Raw genomic sequence first — 14,547 nt, 5'->3', positions numbered from 1 at the left:
TTATTTTATTCGTTTTTTTAGTTCTTCCATTGATTCTTGCAACTCTTTTAACAATCCTTTTTCTGTGGTTGCATCTAAGCCAAATGTAATTTTACTATTTACCTGCCATAATTCTTGTATTTGCTCAATATCTACTTGGTACGGAGGATAAGTCTCATTTAAAGAAATTAAGGACATCGTATTACTGCTGGGCACTTTTTCTAGTTTTTTAACCAAAACCGCATCGTAAAGCACAACCACATACATTTTATTGGGGTTAATATCCTCTATACTTTCAATGGCTTTCGCCAAAACCCATTCATTGGGATATAAATTGGGAAGCATACTATCTCCTTCCACTTGAAAACCTCTATAGGTTGCATTTCTGAATTCTGGAATTGGTAAGTCAAAAGCGGGTAATTGTTTGTACCAACTTGCATCTTGAATATTTTGTGGGTAGCCAGCAGCAGCTTTGGCATTCACCAATACCATATTTTCGTTTTCAGAAGCATCTACTGTAACAAATTTGGGGATAACACTATTGATAGCCCCTACGGATAGGTATTGTTGATTACTATCTCCAAAAATCCATAAGGGGTTTATTTTAAACTGCTTTAATAATTCTGCAACTACCTTGCCCGAAAGCTTTGTTCTACCCCGTTCTATGTCTGCAGTTGTACTCGGTATTCCAAGAAGTTTTGCAAATTCTGTTTGTGTAAACCCTAAGTCTCTACGAACCGCAATAAAGCGCTTTACCTCTACTGTATTTTCATTTCCCATGCGCTAATATACAACATATGGATTATATCCAACATAAAATTGGAAATAATCCTAATTAAGACTTACTGCGTTCTCCAATAAACTGATCGCTCTTACTTTTAAACAATACATTAAATGAAGTAAGACTACCATAGATACGGGTTATGTATTGTTGAAGGTCTACTTTTTCATGATCATCCAAGTTTTTAGTTGCTTTAATTTTTTGTTCCATCACTCGAATACGGTCACGCACCATAACTATTTTATGAAAAAAAATATCTATCGGCATTTCTTTGTTAGACAATTTGCCATCTCCAGATTCTAAAACTAGGTTTCCCCCTTTCCATTTGTCTGCTATAGGGGTAATACTGCTAGCATCACTCCAACGTTTTAAAATAGAAATTAAAGATTGTTCTACCTCAGAAAAACTAACAGTGTCTACTTCATCTTCAACCGCTTCAATGGTTTCAAAATCAGAATCAATTGCAATAGTTTCCAATCCATTTTCTATAAAAGTAACCCAGTAATGTTTAGACGTTACATTGGTTACAACACCTTTTCCGAATTCTTTATGGGCTATTCTAGAGCCTATTCCTAATAGTTGCATTCTTGTTTATTTTATTTTAGAGCTAATGTATACTTCTATTGGGAATTAACAAAAACTAAATAGTGACACCCTTAGAATTTAATTCCAAAATTGTAACTTCGCAACTTTGCCAAATACGTAAATGATTACATACGAAGAAAATATAGAGGTTAAAGGTGCACGTGTACACAACCTTAAAAACATTGATGTTACTATACCTAGAGAAAAACTAGTTGTGATAACAGGACTCTCTGGTAGTGGAAAATCGTCCTTAGCTTTTGATACCATATATGCTGAAGGTCAGCGAAGGTATATTGAAACCTTTTCTGCTTATGCCCGCCAATTTTTAGGTGGCTTAGAACGTCCGGATGTTGATAAAATTGATGGGCTTTCTCCTGTTATAGCTATAGAACAAAAAACAACTTCAAAATCGCCCAGATCCACGGTAGGCACCATCACAGAAATCTATGATTTCTTAAGACTGTTGTTTGCACGTGCAGCGGATGCACATAGTTACAATACCGGAGAAAAGATGGTTAGCTACAGTGATGCGCAAATAAAAGAACTGATCACAACGGACTTTAAGGATAAAAAAATTAATGTCTTGGCTCCGGTAGTTAAATCTAGAAAAGGACATTACCGAGAATTGTTTGAGCAAATTGCCAAACAAGGTTTTGTAAAAGTTAGAGTTGATGGGGAAATAAAAGATATTGTAAAGGGGTTAAAATTAGATCGCTACAAAAACCATGATATTGAGATTGTAATTGATCGTTTAAAAATTACGGATACTGCAGATTTAGACAAGCGGATTACAGAGACTATAAACACAGCGATGTATAGTGGGGACAATGTTTTAATGATTCTTGAAGAAGGGAAAACTGAACCTCGTTATTTTAGTCGAGATCTCATGTGCCCTAGCACAGGAATATCCTACCCAAAACCAGAACCTAACACCTTTTCTTTTAATTCACCTAAAGGAATGTGTAACAGTTGTAATGGATTGGGACATAAATACGAGGTCAATGATAAAAAGATTTTCCCAAACACAAAACTCTCCATAAAAGATGGCGGTATTGCACCCTTAGGACCACATAAAAACTCTTGGGCTTTTAAGCAGTTAGAAACTATTGCGCAACGGTACAATTTTAAGCTAACGGATGCTATTTCAAAAATTCCAGAAGAAGCTATGGCCATTATTTTACATGGAGGCAATGAAAGTTTTGAAGTGGATTCAAAAACATTGGGTATAAAACGGAATTATAAAATTGAATACGAAGGCATTGCTAATTTTATAGAAAGTCAGTTTAACAATTCAGGTTCTGCACCTATAAAGCGTTGGGCAAAAGAATTTATGGACAAGGTTTTGTGTCCTGAATGTAATGGTTCTAGATTACAAAAAGCATCTTTAAATTTTAAATTAAACGATAAAAATATTGCCGATTTAGCCAATATGGATATTGTAGACTTGTTTTCCTTTTTTGACAAGATTGATAAAAAACTTACTAAAAATCAGCTTAAAATAGCAGAAGAAGTTATAAAAGAAATTAAGGCCAGACTTCAATTCTTATTAAATGTAGGTTTGGATTACTTATCTTTAAATCGAGGCTCAAAGTCCTTGTCTGGTGGGGAGGCACAGCGTATTCGTTTGGCAACACAAATAGGTTCTCAATTGGTTGGGGTGCTGTATATTTTAGATGAACCAAGTATAGGTTTGCACCAAAGAGATAACGAACGTCTAATAACGTCATTAGAGGCTTTACGCGATATTGGTAATTCTGTTATTGTTGTAGAGCATGACAAAGATATGATAGCGCGTGCAGACCACGTTATAGATATTGGCCCTAAAGCAGGGAAACACGGCGGCGAAATCATCTCTGAGGGAAAACCAGAAGATTTAAAAAACTACCAAACGCTGACAGCCGATTATATGACTGGCAAGAGAAAAATTCCTGTGCCAGAAACACGGAGAGCTGGCAACGGTAAAAAAATAACACTTACGGGCTGTACCGGCAATAATCTAAAAAATGTTTCTGTTACACTACCTCTGGGTAAAATGATAGGTGTTACTGGTGTTTCCGGAAGTGGAAAATCTACTTTAATTAACGAAACCCTCTACCCTATTTTAAATGCGTATTACTTTAACGGTGTTAAAAAACCAATGCCGTATAAAAAAATAACTGGACTAGATGATATTGATAAGGTCATAGATATTAATCAATCGCCAATTGGTAGAACACCACGATCTAACCCAGCTACCTATACCGGTGTATTCAGTGAAATTAGAACCTTATTTACTAAAACTCCAGAAGCCGCTATTAGAGGTTATAAACCAGGTAGGTTTAGTTTTAATGTTGTAGGTGGACGATGTGAAACTTGTCAAGGTGGCGGATTACGTGCCATAGAAATGAACTTTCTGCCCGATGTTTACGTAGATTGTGAAACATGTAATGGCAAGCGTTTTAATAGAGAGACCCTAGAAATTAGATACAAGGGTAAATCTATTGCGGATGTTTTGGAAATGACGATCAACGAAGCCGTATCGTTTTTTGAAAAAATTCCTAAAATTAATCGCAAGCTAAAAACCATACAAGATGTAGGTTTAGGGTATATTTCTTTAGGGCAGCAATCTACGACCTTATCGGGTGGTGAAGCACAACGTATTAAACTGGCAACCGAACTGTCTAAAAGAGATACAGGAAATACATTTTATATTTTAGATGAACCTACAACAGGGTTACATTTTGAAGATATAAGAGTGTTAATGGAGGTTTTAAATAAATTGGTAAACAAAGGCAATACAGTGCTAGTCATTGAGCATAATATGGATGTTATAAAAATGGTAGATTATATCATAGATATTGGGTATGAAGGCGGTCGTGGCGGTGGAATGGTTGTAGCAGAAGGAACACCTGAAGAGGTTGCAAAAGACACTAAAAGCTATACCGCAAAATTTTTAAAAAAAGAACTTTAATTAGAGGTAATGGCTATTTCTAAATTAAAAAATAAATTTAAATTAAACTCCTTTAATGGCTAATATCTAGGGTATTCATGAAGTAAAAAATAATACCTTTTAAGAGTAGAATCTAAGATTGCAATAGTACAACTTGCTACTTTTAGACATTAAACGAATAAACAATAAAAGAATGAGAGCAGAAAAACACCCCAAAGGCTGGAATGAGATAAAAACAAATGATTCCTGGGCACTTTTTAAAATAATGGGCGAATTTGTAAATGGTTTCGAAAAAATGAGCGCCATAGGTCCATGTGTATCAATTTTTGGATCTGCTAGAACTAAAGAGGATGATAAATATTACCAACTGGCTATAGAGGTAGCAAAAAATATTGCAGAGGCTGGTTATGGCGTAATTACTGGTGGTGGTCCAGGAATAATGGAAGCTGGGAACAAGGGAGCAAATTTGGCAGGTGGCACCTCGGTTGGATTAAACATCGATTTGCCTTTTGAGCAGCATGACAATCCGTATATTGATCCTGATAAAAGTTTAGATTTTGATTACTTTTTTGTCCGAAAAGTAATGTTTGTTAAATATTCTCAAGGTTTTGTTGTGATGCCGGGTGGCTTTGGAACCTTAGACGAGCTTTTTGAAGCCATAACCCTGATCCAAACCAATAAAATTGCAAAATTCCCTATTATTTTAGTAGGGACTGCATTTTGGTCGGGCCTCATTGAATGGGTAAAAAATACAATGTTAACAGAAGGTACCATCAGTGCTAAAGATTTAGATCTTGTTAAAATAGTAGATACTGCCGAAGAAGTAGTTGAAATTATAGATGTATTTTACAAAGGGCGTGATTTAAGTCCTAACTTTTAAGCAATTTATGGCATCATTAAAATTACATACTTACCTATTTCATTTGGCCTGTGCGTTCCTGATCATTTTTAGTACACAGTTACAGGCACAACACCAAAATAGTGTTCATGCTACATTAGATGAAACATGCAATGAAATAGCTATTCAACAAGAGTTTAGTTATACAAATAACTCCAAAGACACCTTAGACGAACTCTATTTTAATGATTGGGCAAATGCCTATGCTAGTAAAAATTCCGCATTGGCAAAGCGGTTTGCAGAAGAGTACAAAAAGAGCTTACACCTAGCTAAACCTAAAGAAAGAGGTCATACAAACTTAATAAGCGTTGTAGATAACAACCACAATGGTCTAGAATGGACCCGTACCAAAGGCACAGACATTGTTAAATTTATTTTAAACACCCCATTGGGGCCAAATGAAAAAATAACCCTATTTATTACATACAAGGTACAATTACCCCCCAATAAATATACTACCTACGGTTACGATGATGAAGGGGGCTATTATTTAAAGGACTGGTATATGACTCCTGCTGCTTATACCGGAAACTGGCAATTATATTCCAATAAAAATTTAGAAGATCTACAAACGGATATTACAAATACAAAAATAAGTTTCACCTTTCCTCCTAACCTGTATATTTCATCAAACCTAGATCAGACAAAAGAGGTTATTATAGACTATAAAAAGACGGTCCTTTTTCAAGGAACCAGCAGAAAAAGTGGCGAAATATTCCTGAGTCCTGAAAAAAAATTCATTACCCATATCACGCCAGATTTAACTGTTGAAACTGATTTTTCTTCCCCAAAATACGAAGAAATTCTACAAGGTATCTCCATCAATAAAGTAGCTAATTTTATAGTGAAAAATTTAGGAGAATTTCCACATAAGAAAGTGCTGGTAAGTGAACTGGATTATCAGAAAAACCCTTTGTACGGCATCAATCAACTTCCTTCTTTTATTGTACCCTATTCTGAAAATTTCAATTATGAGTTAAAATTTTTAAAAACAACACTGTATACTATTTTAAATGAAAGTATATATGTGAACCCTAGAAAAGAGAAATGGGTCACAGATGCCATTGTTAACTATTTAATGATCACCTATGTTAATGAAAATTATCCCGACCAAAAATTATTGGGTAAATTATCAAAAATATGGGGAATACGCAGTTTTGAGCTAGCTAAAATGGATTTTAATGATCAGTATGAGTTGCTTTCTATGCTTACTACTAGAAAAAATTTAGGGCAGCCACTTACCACCTCCAACGATTCTTTAATTAAATTTAATCAGCAAATAGCCAACAGCTATAAAGCAGGATTGGGCCTAGCCTATTTGTCTGAATATATAGGGTATAATAAAGTAGCCAAAGGCATTAGAGAATTCTATGAATTATACCGGGCTCAGCCAGTTACAGCAGAGGATTTTGAAACCATTCTAAAAAATGAAACAGAGGAGGACATCAGTTGGTTTTTTACTGAATTTATCGCTACCAATGATAAGATTGATTTTAAAATAAAGAAAGTCATAAAAAAACCAGATTCTTTAGAAGTTATTATAAAAAATAAAACTTCTGCAAACATCCCTATTTCATTGTTTGGTCTAAAAAATGATTCTGTGGTTTCCAAATATTGGATTACCAATGTCAAAGAAATTTCAACGTTTACCATCCCAAAGAATGGCGAAGATAGATTGGTATTAAATTATGATAAGAAAATACCTGAATTCAATCAAAGAGATAACTGGAAGTCACTGAAAGGATTTTTTTCAAGTAATAAAAAATTAAGATTACAGTTTTTTAAAGATGCCGAAAATCCGTATTACAATCAGGTTTTTTACAACCCAGAAATTAGCTTCAATGCCTATGATGGTTTAACACCAACCTTAAAATTGCATAATAAAGTACTCTTAGACCGTCCTTTTCTCTTTGCAATAGCCCCGGCCTATGCTATCAAACAAAAGTCTTTTGTAGGTAGCGGTAAGTTTAGTGTAAAAACCTACCATAAAAACAAAAACCTATACCTTTCTACCTATTCCTTGAGTGCTTCTTCTTTTCACTTTGAAAAGGATTCAAGATACTCAACCATTACTCCTTCCTTTGGATTAGGGTGGCGCCAAAAAAATCTTCGTGCAAACAGAAATCAATATTTCTTTATGCGTTACATTAATGTGTTTCGGAATTTTGACGAAAACTTGATGATAGACACAGACCCTGATTACAGCGTATTGAACGCACGATTTATTGATTCTAATAACGGAATGATAAATTACTTTTCTTGGTTTGTAGATGCGCAATACGCGGGTAACTTTTCTAAAGTATCCTTTGACCTAGAGTACCGGAAACTGTTTCAAAACAACAGGCAATTCAACCTGCGTTTTTTTGCTGGTAAATTTTTAAGAAATACAACGGATTCTAATTTCTTTAGTTTTGCCTTGGACAGACCCACTGATTACTTATTTGACTATAGTTATCTCGGCAGATCTGATGCATCGGGAATCTACAGCCAACAAATTATTATTGCAGAAGGTGGCTTTAAATCCAAATTAGAAAACCCCTATGCCAATGATTGGATTACTACCGTAAATACCAGTACCAATATTTGGAGGTGGATTGAGGCCTATGGCGATTTAGGTTATATAAAAAACAAAGGTTTCAATTCTAGGTTTGTTTACGATGCAGGCATACGCTTAAACCTAGTCACAGATTACTTTGAACTCTTTTTACCGATGTATTCCAATAATGGCTGGGAGGTATCTCAACCCAATTACGCCGAAAAAATACGATTTATTGTTACCTTAAACCCCAAGTCATTAACGGGACTTTTTACTAGGAAATGGTTTTGATTTAATGAAGGATAACACAATTTTGTCTACAAAATTTGAACATATCGTAAATTTTACTTCTATAATTAGGAATTAATTATGAAATAACCAATAATATATAACTCCTATAAATTGCATAGATGAATCAATTTTGATACTTTTGTATGATATAACTTCTAGTAATGAGCGTAAAACCACAAACCGAGGATAATATTTCATTTGATGATTTTAAAATACAGATCGTTAAGGATTATGAAATAGCAGTTACCAGTAGGGAATGTAGTTTATTAGGAAGAAGAGAAGTATTAACGGGAAAAGCTAAATTCGGAATTTTTGGAGATGGCAAAGAATTGCCCCAATTAGCAATGGCACGTTCCTTTAAGGATGGCGATTTTAGAAGCGGTTATTACAGGGATCAAACGTTTATGATGGCTATTGGAGCATTAAATTCCAAACAGTTTTTTCACGGTTTATACGCCACTACAGACATTAGCAAAGATCCTATGAGTGCTGGCAGACAAATGGGAGGGCATTTTGGAACTCATAGTTTAAATAAAGATGGTAGCTGGAAAGACCTCACTGCTCAAAAAAATAGTAGTCCAGATATTTCTCCTACAGCAGGACAAATGCCAAGATTATTAGGTTTGGCACAGGCATCTAAAATATATAGAAATGTTTCGGGTATTGATGCCACTAATTTTTCTAAAAAGGGAAATGAAGTTGCTTGGGGAACCATTGGGAATGCGAGTACAAGCGAAGGACATTTTTTTGAAACCATTAATGCAGCTGGAGTATTACAAGTACCTATGGTTATTAGTGTTTGGGACGATGCCTTTGGGATCTCAGTTCCTGCGAAACACCAAACAACAAAAGAAGATATCTCTGAAGTTCTTAAAGGTTTTCAACGTGATGAAAAAAACGAAGGATATGAAATTCTAAAAGTAAATGGTTGGGATTATACAGCATTAATTCACGCTTATGAAAATGCTTCGGATATAGCTAGGGAAGCACATATTCCTGTTCTCATACACGTTAAAGAACTTACGCAACCACAAGGACATTCTACTTCTGGTTCACATGAAAGATACAAAACCGCAGAACGATTAGCCTGGGAAAAAGAAAACGATTGCAACAAACGGTTTAAGGAATGGATCCTAGAAAAGAACATTGCAACAATTGATGAGCTTACAGAAATTGAAAAAAATGTTAAGAGACAGGTGCGAACAGCTAAAAAAGAAGCTTGGCTAGAATTTATACAACCCAACAAAGAAAGAAAAAAAACATTAGTTGTTTTATTGGACAATGTAGCCAATAAGAGTCCTAATAAAAATTTTATAATCAAGTTAAAGAACGATTTAATTGCCATAGAAGAGCCAATTAAACGAGATTTAGCCTCATTTTCTCGGAGAGCACTGCGGTACTTAATCGGAGAAGATACCCCAGAAAAATTAGCATTAGCCAAATGGATTACAAACTATTTGGCAGAAATACAGCCTAAGTATAGTTCGCATTTGTATAGTGAATTAGCGAACAATGCAACCAGTATTGATAGCGTTCAGCCAACATTTGATGACACATCAGAAATGGTTGATGGCAGGGTAATTTTACGAGACAATTTTGACATACTTTTTGCAAACAATCCTGAATTGTTAATTTTTGGCGAAGATGCCGGAGCAATTGGCGATGTAAATCAAGGATTGGAAGGCTTGCAAGCCAAATATGGCGAATTAAGGGTTGCCGATACAGGTATAAGAGAATCAACCATTATAGGGCAAGGTATTGGTATGGCCTTAAGAGGATTACGCCCTATTGCTGAAATACAGTATTTGGATTATTTATTATATACTCTGCAAACCCTAAGTGATGATTTAGCCACTTTACTATACCGTACCGTAGGCAAACAAAAAGCGCCTTTAATAATTCGTACGCGAGGTCACCGATTGGAAGGCATATGGCATTCAGGATCCCAAATGGGTGGTTTTATTCATTTGCTAAGAGGACTATATGTTCTTGTTCCTCGGAATATGGTTAAGGCTGCTGGTTTTTACAACACCTTATTAAAAACAGATGAGCCTGCTTTGGTAATTGAATGTTTAAACGGCTATCGATTAAAAGAAAAAAAACCAACAAATCTTGGACAACATTGTACACCTATTGGGGTGGTAGAAACTGTAAAAGAAGGTCATGATATCACTGTACTCTCGTATGGAGCCACCTTGCGTATCGTTATGCAAGTTGCTAAAGAATTACAAGAAGTAGGTATAGATATTGAAGTCATTGATGCACAAAGTTTATTGCCCTTTGATCTCAATAAAGACGTTGTAAAAAGTATAAAAAAAACCAATCGATTGCTGGTAATTGATGAAGATGTTCCCGGTGGCTGTTCTGCTTACCTTATACAAGAAATATTAGAAAAGCAGGGAGCTTATGTACATTTAGATAGTATGCCACAAGCATTGACAGCAAAACAACATAGACCCGCTTACTCAACAGATGGTGATTATTTCTCCAAACCAAATGCGGAAGATATATTTGAAAAAATATACAGTATCATGAATGAAGCAGATCCAGTTAGTTTTCCTACCCTACGCTAAGTGGTATTCATCAAATTAGCTCTGTGGTTTTATTTAATAGGGTTTATTAAAAAATAATTTCTACATTTGAATTGTAAATATCCCAAAATCGAACATGAAAAATTCTATTAAAACAAATATTGGGTTGGCCTTATTACGCATTGCTCCTTCCCTTATGTTACTTACGCACGGAATACCTAAATTAGAAATGCTTTTTGGGGGTGGTGAAATAAAATTCGCAGATCCCATTGGTATCGGGACCAGTCCATCTTTATTTCTTGCTGTCATAGGCGAAGTAGTATGCCCTCTTTTTTTAATTCTGGGATATAAAACCCGATGGTTTGCAATCCCTTCTGCCATAACAATGTTTGTTGCCGCTTTTATACAACACGGTGCGGATCCATTTGCGACAAAAGAAATGGCATTCCTCTATCTTTTGGTTTTTGTTGTTATCTTTCTTCTTGGTCCTGGGAGATACAGTGTAGATCGGAAATAATAGTTTAGAATATTTTAACCAATAATTCTTTCAACAAATCGGATTGACTCATATTGGCTCCTCCTACTCCTTTTCCTTTTAGGTCTAAATCGCGCAGTACAGAGATTATTCCGCTTACTTTTTTCATTGGGAAATTTTTCGCTGCAATTTGGTATTCCCCAACAAAAAATGGATGAACTCCTAAAACCTTAGCAACATTACCTTTAGAATGGTCCTTTAAACCATGATATTGTAAAATTTGTGTAAAGTAAGTGTGTAAGATGGTAATAGTTACTACAAACGGATTGTCTTTTGGGTTCTGTGCAAAATAATTTATGATCCTATTTGTTTTAATAACGTTGCGCTCACCTATTGCTTTTTTAAGTTCAAAATTATTAAAATCCTTACTAATCCCTATATGCTCTTCAATTGCTGCTGGCGTAATTTGAGTTTCTTTAGGGATCACCAATTTCAGTTTCTCTAATTCATTATTTATTTTACTGAGATCCGTGCCTAAAAATTCGACCAACAATTGTGAAGCAATAGGGGTAATTGTATACCCTTTTCCCTGCAATACCTTCCTAATCCAATCTGCTACCTGATTTTCAAATAATTTTTTACTTTCAAATAGAACACTTGTTTTTTGTAACGATTTGTACAGTTTCTTGCGCTTATCAAGTTTGGCATATTTGTAACAAATCACCAATACTGTAGTGGGTTGTGGATGATCTACATAACTACTTAAGTTGTCTATGGTCCGTGATAAATGTTGAGCTTCTTTAACAATTACCACTTGTCTTTCGGCCATCATAGGGTATCGCTTAGCATTACTAACAATATCATCTATAGTTACATCCTTACCGTATAGGACCATTTGATTGAAACCACGCTCTTCTTCTGTTAGAACCGATTTTTCAATATATTCAGAAATCTTATCTATATAATAAGCCTCTTCTCCCATTAGAAAATATACAGGTTTTATATTTCCGTTTTTTATGTCTGAGATTAGCTTTTTTACTTCATCCATTGAAAAAAAATCATCAAATTTGTAGTATGCAGAAGCTTAATTTTATTCCTTATAACTTCCGTTTCAAAAATAGCGAAAATAAAATCTATATTTTTGATATCATCCGAAAAAAATTTGTGGTACTCCAACCAGAAGAATGGGTGAGACAACATGTAGTACATCATTTAATTCATCAAAAAAAATACCCTAAAAGTCTTATAAACGTTGAAAAACAGCTGCTCGTAAATAATTTAAAAAAAAGGTATGATGTTGTGGTCTTCAAGTCTGATGGGTCAATAGCTATTTTAATAGAATGTAAAGCACCGGAAATTGAAATATCCCAAACTACTTTTGATCAAATTGCCACCTATAATATGCAATTGGATGCAAGTTTTTTAATGGTGACTAATGGATTGCATCATTTCTATTGTAAAATTAATTCGGCCGACAATAATTATGTTTTTTTGCATGACATTCCTGATTTTAACCGTTAAATTTGCTTTCAATATCCTTATAGTAAATATGTATGTCTAAAATTGCCGTGGTTATCTTAAATTGGAATGGTGTGAAATTATTGGAGCAATTTTTACCTTCCGTGATAGAGCACTCTCAAGACCATCCTATATATGTAGCGGATAATGCCTCTACCGATGATTCTGTGGCATTTGTTAGCGCTAATTACCCTTCAATTACCATTATAGAGAATAAAGAAAATGGAGGATATGCCAAAGGATATAACGATGCACTTTATTATGTTGATGCTGATATTTTTTGTTTATTGAACTCTGATGTGGAAGTGACCAAAGATTGGCTTACACCTATTGCTGCTCATTTTAATTCCAGCCCTGAAACTGTAATCATTCAACCTAAAATATTAGATTTTAAAAAGAAAACACATTTTGAGTATGCTGGAGCCGCCGGCGGCTTTATAGACGCCTTGGGTTATCCCTATTGTAGAGGAAGAATTTTTGACACCTTAGAGAAGGATGAAGGGCAATACAATGATGATACGCCGATCTTTTGGGCCAGTGGGGCCTGTTTATTCATTAGAAAGGAAACATTTAATCTTTTGGAGGGTTTTGATGAAGATTATTTTGCCCACCAAGAAGAGATTGACTTATGTTGGAGAGCCCAAAATAAAAAATTACACATTATGTACATAGGGTCTTCTATTGTATATCATAAGGGAGGATCTACACTAAGTGAAATGAATCCAAAAAAAACTTTTTTAAACTTTAGAAATTCCCTTTTTAGTATCCTAAAAAACATACCCCTTAGAAAGGCTTTTTTTATCATTATGGCACGCTTATTGTTGGATGGTATAGCTGGTGTACGCTTTTTGGCTACATTCAAGTTTTCCCATTTTTTTGCAATACTACAAGCGCATTTTAGTTTTTACTGGAATGCTCCCAAAATGTTGAGAAAAAAAGGAAATAATTTAAAATATGCCAAGTATTACGTGATAAAATCTATAGTCTGGGCCTATTTTTTAGATCATAAGAAGAAATTTAACAATTTAGTAAAAGATTAACTATCTTTTATGAGCATTACATAGAACATTTTAATTATTTTTGAATCAAATAACTATTAATAGTAACACAATTATGAAAAAGATTTTTTTAGGCTGTATTGGAGCAACCATTTTATTATCATCTTGCGTTTCGCAAAAGAAATTTTCGGATTTAGAAGCAAAACATAAAGAATCTCAAGATTTATTAAATTCTGCTACAGTTAAATTAAATAGTTGTATTGAAGAAAAAGCGACAGCTACAGCTAGATTAAGAACTTTAGAAGACCAAAATGATTTCCTAAAGGCAAACAACCAAATATTGGTTGACAACATGGGTAATTTAACAGATTTATCTGCTAAAGGTGCGCAGAACCTTGAAAAATCATTAGAAAGTTTACAAGAGAAAGATTTAACTATTCGCAAATTAAATGATGCCATTACACGTAGAGATTCTGTGAATCTTTCATTAGTACAAAGTTTAAAAGGTGTTCTTGGTAACTTGGATGATGAAGATATTGAGATCAGTGTAGAAAAAGGTGTAGTATTTGTATCTATATCTGATAAATTATTATTCAGCAGTGGTAGCTACAATGTAGCAACAAGAGCAAAAGAAATTTTAGGTAAAGTTGCTCAAGTTGTAAACAACAAGCCAGATTTTGAATTTATGGTTGAAGGACATACTGATAATGTATCTTACAGAAAAGGTGTTTTGTTAGACAACTGGGATTTAAGTGTTAAACGTGCAACTGCGGTAGTACGTATTTTACAAAATGATTATGGTGTAGATCCTAAGCGTATGACTGCAGCTGGTAGAGCTGAGTATGTACCAGTATCTTCAACAGATAAAGCTAGAAACAGAAGAACTAGAATCGTTGTTCTTCCTAAAATTGATCAATTCTATAGTATGATTGAAGAAGGAATGAAAGATCCTGCTATCAACAACTAAGTAGAAAATAAATATTTGGAAAGCCACAACTTGATGTTGTGGCTTTTTTTTTTGCATTA

General features: G+C 34.5%; 11 protein-coding genes. 8 read left to right on the top strand and 3 right to left on the bottom strand.

The genetic code is table 11. The annotated features are described in order from the left end of the window. Window positions 1-759: a LexA family transcriptional regulator gene (locus tag MWU65_RS06070; RefSeq protein ID WP_247076291.1), complete on the bottom strand. Its 759-nt coding sequence runs from the start codon at window positions 757-759 to the stop codon at window positions 1-3. Between the two features lie 55 nt (window positions 760-814). Beyond that, on the bottom strand, window positions 815-1,345 hold the full coding sequence (locus MWU65_RS06065) for a hypothetical protein (RefSeq protein ID WP_247076290.1): 531 nt from the start codon (window positions 1,343-1,345) through the stop codon (window positions 815-817). Between the two features lie 121 nt (window positions 1,346-1,466). Here MWU65_RS06065 and uvrA point away from each other — a divergent pair, with 121 nt between their 5' ends. The 5 genes from uvrA to MWU65_RS06040 all read left to right on the top strand — a co-directional run bounded on the left by uvrA (window position 1,467) and on the right by MWU65_RS06040 (window position 11,047). Next, a complete protein-coding gene (uvrA, locus tag MWU65_RS06060; protein ID WP_247076289.1) occupies window positions 1,467-4,295 on the top strand; it encodes an excinuclease ABC subunit UvrA in 2,829 nt (942 codons plus the stop codon). Window positions 4,296-4,467: 172 nt separating this feature from the next. Further along, window positions 4,468-5,154, top strand: coding sequence for a TIGR00730 family Rossman fold protein (locus tag MWU65_RS06055; RefSeq protein WP_247076288.1), 687 nt, complete (start codon window positions 4,468-4,470; stop codon window positions 5,152-5,154). Between the two features lie 7 nt (window positions 5,155-5,161). Continuing rightward, window positions 5,162-7,999 carry a metalloprotease gene (locus tag MWU65_RS06050; protein ID WP_247076287.1) on the top strand — a complete coding sequence of 946 codons (2,838 nt, stop codon included), beginning with the start codon at window positions 5,162-5,164 and terminating at the stop codon, window positions 7,997-7,999. Window positions 8,000-8,160: 161 nt separating this feature from the next. Then, a complete protein-coding gene (locus MWU65_RS06045) occupies window positions 8,161-10,572 on the top strand; it encodes an alpha-ketoacid dehydrogenase subunit alpha/beta (RefSeq protein ID WP_247076286.1) in 2,412 nt (803 codons plus the stop codon). Between the two features lie 94 nt (window positions 10,573-10,666). After that, a complete protein-coding gene (locus MWU65_RS06040) occupies window positions 10,667-11,047 on the top strand; it encodes a DoxX family protein (RefSeq protein WP_247076285.1) in 381 nt (126 codons plus the stop codon). Window positions 11,048-11,051: 4 nt separating this feature from the next. Here MWU65_RS06040 and holA read toward each other — a convergent pair whose 3' ends face one another. After that, a complete protein-coding gene (gene holA, locus MWU65_RS06035) occupies window positions 11,052-12,053 on the bottom strand; it encodes a DNA polymerase III subunit delta (protein ID WP_247076284.1) in 1,002 nt (333 codons plus the stop codon). Window positions 12,054-12,079: 26 nt separating this feature from the next. Here holA and MWU65_RS06030 point away from each other — a divergent pair, with 26 nt between their 5' ends. The 3 genes from MWU65_RS06030 to MWU65_RS06020 all read left to right on the top strand — a co-directional run bounded on the left by MWU65_RS06030 (window position 12,080) and on the right by MWU65_RS06020 (window position 14,488). Then, entirely contained in the window at window positions 12,080-12,526 is a 447-nt protein-coding gene (locus MWU65_RS06030) for a type I restriction enzyme HsdR N-terminal domain-containing protein (protein WP_247076283.1), read from the top strand. 32 nt (window positions 12,527-12,558) lie between these two features. Then, window positions 12,559-13,563 (top strand): glycosyltransferase family 2 protein, encoded by a 1,005-nt coding sequence (locus MWU65_RS06025; RefSeq protein ID WP_247076282.1) that lies wholly within the window; start codon window positions 12,559-12,561, stop codon window positions 13,561-13,563. 73 nt (window positions 13,564-13,636) lie between these two features. Then, window positions 13,637-14,488 carry an OmpA family protein gene (locus tag MWU65_RS06020; RefSeq protein ID WP_247076281.1) on the top strand — a complete coding sequence of 284 codons (852 nt, stop codon included), beginning with the start codon at window positions 13,637-13,639 and terminating at the stop codon, window positions 14,486-14,488. Window positions 14,489-14,547: the final 59 nt, after the last annotated feature.

The organism is Cellulophaga sp. F20128 (assembly GCF_023015805.1).
Lineage (GTDB): Bacteria > Bacteroidota > Bacteroidia > Flavobacteriales > Flavobacteriaceae > Cellulophaga.
This window is presented reverse-complemented; position numbering and strand designations above follow the sequence as displayed.

What these genes read in the sequence shown, in the direction of transcription:
- MWU65_RS06055 (WP_247076288.1), top strand. Translation starts at nt 4,468, where the DNA reads ATGAGAGCAGAAAAACACCCCAAAGGCTGGAATGAGATAAAAACAAAT.
- MWU65_RS06065 (WP_247076290.1), bottom strand. Translation starts at nt 1,345, where the DNA reads ATGCAACTATTAGGAATAGGCTCTAGAATAGCCCATAAAGAATTCGGA.
- MWU65_RS06045 (WP_247076286.1), top strand. Translation starts at nt 8,161, where the DNA reads ATGAGCGTAAAACCACAAACCGAGGATAATATTTCATTTGATGATTTT.
- uvrA (WP_247076289.1), top strand. Translation starts at nt 1,467, where the DNA reads ATGATTACATACGAAGAAAATATAGAGGTTAAAGGTGCACGTGTACAC.
- MWU65_RS06020 (WP_247076281.1), top strand. Translation starts at nt 13,637, where the DNA reads ATGAAAAAGATTTTTTTAGGCTGTATTGGAGCAACCATTTTATTATCA.
- MWU65_RS06070 (WP_247076291.1), bottom strand. Translation starts at nt 759, where the DNA reads ATGGGAAATGAAAATACAGTAGAGGTAAAGCGCTTTATTGCGGTTCGT.
- MWU65_RS06025 (WP_247076282.1), top strand. Translation starts at nt 12,559, where the DNA reads ATGTCTAAAATTGCCGTGGTTATCTTAAATTGGAATGGTGTGAAATTA.
- MWU65_RS06050 (WP_247076287.1), top strand. Translation starts at nt 5,162, where the DNA reads ATGGCATCATTAAAATTACATACTTACCTATTTCATTTGGCCTGTGCG.
- MWU65_RS06040 (WP_247076285.1), top strand. Translation starts at nt 10,667, where the DNA reads ATGAAAAATTCTATTAAAACAAATATTGGGTTGGCCTTATTACGCATT.
- MWU65_RS06030 (WP_247076283.1), top strand. Translation starts at nt 12,080, where the DNA reads ATGCAGAAGCTTAATTTTATTCCTTATAACTTCCGTTTCAAAAATAGC.
- holA (WP_247076284.1), bottom strand. Translation starts at nt 12,053, where the DNA reads ATGGATGAAGTAAAAAAGCTAATCTCAGACATAAAAAACGGAAATATA.